The organism is Schlesneria sp., assembly GCF_036405755.1.
Lineage (GTDB): Bacteria > Planctomycetota > Planctomycetia > Planctomycetales > Planctomycetaceae > Schlesneria > Schlesneria sphaerica.
Genome location: NZ_DASWWZ010000662.1, coordinates 1 through 4,781, shown reverse-complemented (window position 1 = coordinate 4,781; position 4,781 = coordinate 1). Strand labels below are relative to the sequence as shown.

Below are 4,781 nucleotides of genomic sequence, written 5' to 3'. Positions count from 1 at the left end.
TTTCGGCCTGCTGGGCCAGATCAGAGTCATCCGTAGATAGGTCGCTGAGAAGTTCGATCCCCTCGGCGGACCGCTGAGCAACCAGCTCGTTCAGGGTATCCCCCCCGACCCCGAGATGCTCTTTGATGAGTTCAATAACATCGAGTCGTCGGGCGAGGACCGGTTCGAGATGGAATCCGCTGACAGCCGAAAGCTCTTCAATGGCTTCCAGATTGAAAGGGTCACTGGTGGCAACGATGACACTTCCGTTGCGTCGCCCCAACGGCAACAACGCATGACGAAACACCGCCGTCGTCGGAAACTGCATGAGCAGTTCCTTGTCGATGGACTCTTGCTTGACCTCCACAAAATCCATCCCGAGCTCTTCGGCGAACGCTCGCAGGACATCATCTTCCTTGACGACGCCCATCTCAACAAGAACCCGGTCGACACGCTTACCTGCCGCCTGAGGCAAAGCCGCTTCGACCTGAGGCCGGGTGACGAGATTATGCCGAATCAGAGTTTGGGCGATATCCATAGTGCGACGGTAACGCTTATGAGGGACGAGAACTCAGTTCAGACAGCACCACAGCGAAGATGATGACAGCTCACCAAGGTTCATCGAGTAGCCTGGTTTTCGGGGAAGTATCGATGGGGCGAAAGGAGCTTTTCATACGAGCGGGAGGGACGCAAAACACAGTACGACGAAGTCTTGCGGTGGAGTCCCTCAAATCCTCTCACAGAAGAACGTCCGTAAGAGGGACATGATGATCTCTCCAGAGGCAGGATTCAAATCCAGTCCGTGACATCGACTCGACCCACCATTCTTGGCAATCTGTCTCAGTGTGTCGATGATCTTTCCAAACGATTAAGTCCCATTTCAGGTTACACTTGTCCCTCTTGCGGACGACCGCCCCGCGGCCACCATGCAGAGACGATTGCCAGCCTCAACCTTATCGAAGGGGGCTGGGCACCCGATCGACTGAGTTCCCGGAAGTCATCGTGAACGAACGGGTTGCGAGCACAGAACAAGAACGACCTGGACGAACCGAGGTTCGTCCAGGTCGAGAAGTGCAGTTTGCACTGGCCATTATCAGGCGAACAAATTACTTGCAGCGTCCTGAAGCGATCAGCTTGCTGGCGTTGCCAGCCTGACCGAATGAAACCATACGGGCCACGCAGACCTGCTTCATGGCTTCCCGAGCGGGCTTCAGATAGTCGCGCGGGTCGAATTTTTCAGGGCTGGTGGCAAGGAGCTGGCGAATGGCACCGGTGATGGCCATACGGCAATCGGTGTCGACATTGATCTTGCGGACACCACTCTTGATTCCGCGCTGAATTTCTTCAACGGGAACGCCGAAGGTCTGCTTCATCTTCCCGCCGAACTTGTTGATGATGTCCTGCAGTTCCTGAGGAACAGACGAACTGCCGTGCATCACGAGGTGAGTGTTCGGCAGCTTCTTGTGAATCTCTTCAATTCGCTTCATTGCCAGCACTTCGCCGTCGGGCTTCTTGTCGAACTTGTAAGCGCCGTGGCTGGTGCCGATGGCGACGGCGAGCGCATCGACCTTGGTCGCCTTCACAAAACGTTCCGCCTCGTCAGGATCGGTGAGCAACTGGTCGTGCGAAAGTTGACCCGATGCACCGTGACCGTCTTCGGCTTCCCCTTCCCCTGTATCGAGTCGTCCCAGGCAGCCCAGTTCTCCTTCGACGGAGACACCGAACATGTGAGCCACTTTGACGACTTCAGAGGTGACGGCGACGTTGTAGTCGTAATCGGCAGGTGTTTTGCCGTCTTCTTTCAGCGAGCCGTCCATCATGACGGAGGTGAAGCCATACTTGATGGCGCTGCAGCACGTCGCTGGGCTGTTCCCGTGGTCCTGGTGCATCACAATGGGAATCTCGGGATACAATTCAGACGCGGCAAGCATCAGGTGCCGCAGGTAGTTGTCCTGAGAGTATGCACGGGCACCGCGAGACGCCTGTACGATCACGGGTGAATCGGTTTCCCGAGCAGCTTCCATGATCGACTGGATCTGTTCCATGTTGTTAACATTGAACGCGGCCACGCCGTAGCTGTTTTCAGCAGCATGGTCCAACACGACGCGCAGTGGAACTAAAGGCATTGTCTTCTAACTCCTGAAACCGGCGAAACCCCCATCCTGTCTCGTAGCGGGCCTGCCCCCAGTGGGCAGACTCTGGAAATGATCGAGATCGGGGTTTCCAAGCGGTAGAATATCGATTTTCAGACGTTGACGTTAGTGACGTTGATTCGAAAATCGAAATAAACGGCACAACCTGCCCTCGTACCGCTCGACAATCGTCATGAGAGGTGATCTGCTCGTTTCCCCCGTTCGAAGGGGGTCTATCCCATAAATCGGAACTGGTGCGAAAGCCGCCTGACTGACGTGCCTCGCGGTCGCAAAGTCATTAGACTGTCAGTTCGCAGATTCAGGGACCGACGCGGGGACGCGGCAGGATGTGCCCGGAGTCGTGTCGTGTCAGGGATGCCATCGGCACTGTTTTTTTATTTGCGTCCAAATTGACCTCGAGATTGAAATAACAATATGGCGGATTTGCAGACTCAACTATTGGTACTTGGTGCTGGTCCAGGCGGATATCCGGCCGCATTCGAAGCGGCAGATCATGGAATGCAAGTGACGCTCGTTGACGAAGGGGTTCGCCCCGGTGGCGTTTGCTTGAATCGGGGATGTATTCCCTCGAAAGCCCTGCTGCATGTCGCCAAGCTGATCAACGAAAGCCACGAATCAAGCGCCATCGGCGTAAACTTCGTTCCTCCCAAAATCGATCTGCCAAAGCTGCGCGAATGGAAGAATTCCGCCGTCGTCGGCAAGCTGGCAGGTGGCGTGGGGGAACTCTGTCGTGCCCGCGGAGTCCAACTGATCAGTGCACGCGGAACGTTCCTGGACGCCAACACCATTGAATTGAAATACCCCGACGGCAAAACAGACAAGTTGAAGTTCGAAAAGGCGATCATCGCCACGGGTTCGTCTCCCGCAATGCCTCCCGCATTCCAGATTGGTGATCCACGAGTGATGGATTCAACTGGAGCTCTGGAACTGGCGGATATCCCCGGCAAGCTGCTGATCGTCGGTGGCGGCTACATCGGGCTGGAAATGGGTACGTTCTACTCCGCACTGGGCTCGAAGGTCACTGTTGTCGAACTGACCAAAGACCTGCTGCCAGGAGCCGATCGCGACCTTGTTCGCCCACTGCAGAAGCGACTGGAATCGCAGTTCGCGGCAATCCATCTCAACACCAAAGTTGATGGCTTGACCGCCTCCAAAGCGGGGATCACGGCCAAGCTGACCGGTGAAGGCGTAAAGCCGGAACAGACGTTCGATCGCGTCCTGGTCTCCATCGGCCGTCGACCGAACAGCAAAGGCTTCGGACTGGAAAATACGGGTGTTGCCGTCGACGAGAAGGGCTTCGTCAAGGTTGACGGTCAGCGTAAAACAAATGTCGATCACATCTATGCGATCGGCGACATTGCCGGCGAACCAATGCTGGCCCACAAAGCGACGCGTGAAGCCAAGGTGGCCGTCGAAGCCATGCTGGGCGGCCCGGCCGAGTTTGACAACATCGCTATTCCAGCAGTGGTCTTCACTGATCCGGAAGTCGCCTGGTGTGGTCTGACCGAACCTGAAGCGATCGCCAAAAACCGCGAAGTCAAAGTGGTCAAATTCCCGTGGGCCGCTTCAGGTCGCGCGATTACGCTCGCCCGCAGCGAAGGCCTGACGAAGATGATCGTCGACCCCAAGACCGAACGTGTTCTGGGCGTCGGAATCGTTGGTGTGGGAGCAGGCGAAATGATCGCTGAAGCAACACTCGCGGTCGAAACAGCCGCCGTTGCCCGGGATTTGGCCGAAACGATTCACGCTCATCCCACACTCAGCGAAACCCTGATGGAAGCCGCTGAAAGCGTCTACGGCCAGGCGACTCACTCGTACCGGCCCAAAAAACGCTAAACGAATGCACGAACGCTTCCCGCGTGACGTTCATTCAGAAAGACGCCGCCTGCTGTCGAGATCCCTCGAGAGCAGGCGGTTTTCATTTGCCTGGCCAGCGCTGCCGATGCTTCGTTCTGTCGGCGTCGCCTTACTCCGGCGCACCCTGTTCTGTCCATCCTCCCAGAGCGCGGACGACCACGTCAAATGCGGCAAGCATGAAAGTCCGCCGGGTTACCAGGGGCGACTTTGCCAGCGACGGGGTGTATCGCCTCCGAATGGTGGATAGGTGCTAGATCGAACTTGTTGCACAGGGGGATTCAAGCCACCGATGTAGTAAAGCCCCGCGGTCATACCGAGTCCCGCGACGAAGCCACCGACGTGAGCCCACCATGCGACTCCCCCACCACCGGGTTCGGTTTGAAACCCGGACAGAACCTGGAATGCAAACCAGATTCCCAGGAAAATCGGCGCTGGAATCGGCATCAGGCGCGAGAAGATGCCCAACGGAATCAGCGACATCACCGAAGCGCGCGGGTAGAGCCACATATATGAGCCCATCACCCCTGCGATGGCACCGCTGGCACCGATGGTCGGTATGTAGGATGTGGAGTCGGCCATGATGTGCATGATGCCAGCCGCCAGACCGCTGACGAAGTACATTACGGCAAAACCAATATGTCCGAACCGATCTTCGACGTTGTCGCCGAAGATATACAGGAACCACATATTCCCTACGATGTGCATCAAACCACCGTGCAGAAACATGCATGTGAATAGCGTCATCAGCGGCGAAATCGGAGACGAAAGATCGAGAACCTCGCGCTGCCGTCG

3 protein-coding genes and 1 pseudogene are annotated in these 4,781 nt (G+C 56.6%); 1 reads left to right on the top strand and 3 read right to left on the bottom strand.

Going from position 1 to position 4,781, the window contains the following annotated elements; genetic code table 11:
• A pseudogene (locus VGE80_RS21930) lies at window positions 1-517 on the bottom strand (type II/IV secretion system protein); the annotation flags it as partial.
• Between the two features lie 568 nt (window positions 518-1,085).
• Window positions 1,086-2,105: a class II fructose-bisphosphate aldolase gene (fba, locus tag VGE80_RS21925; RefSeq protein WP_373653193.1), complete on the bottom strand. Its 1,020-nt coding sequence runs from the start codon at window positions 2,103-2,105 to the stop codon at window positions 1,086-1,088.
• Window positions 2,106-2,546: 441 nt separating this feature from the next.
• Here fba and lpdA point away from each other — a divergent pair, with 441 nt between their 5' ends.
• Window positions 2,547-3,968 (top strand): dihydrolipoyl dehydrogenase, encoded by a 1,422-nt coding sequence (gene lpdA, locus VGE80_RS21920; protein ID WP_440594129.1) that lies wholly within the window; start codon window positions 2,547-2,549, stop codon window positions 3,966-3,968.
• A gap of 213 nt (window positions 3,969-4,181) precedes the next feature.
• Here the strand turns inward: lpdA and VGE80_RS21915 are convergent.
• Window positions 4,182-4,781 (bottom strand): rhomboid family intramembrane serine protease (locus VGE80_RS21915; RefSeq protein ID WP_440594128.1); only part of this gene is annotated, 600 nt, incomplete at its 5' end.

Coding starts and splice junctions, on each gene's coding strand:
- lpdA (WP_440594129.1), top strand. CDS start 2,547: ATGGCGGATTTGCAGACTCAACTATTGGTACTTGGTGCTGGTCCAGGC.
- fba (WP_373653193.1), bottom strand. CDS start 2,105: ATGCCTTTAGTTCCACTGCGCGTCGTGTTGGACCATGCTGCTGAAAAC.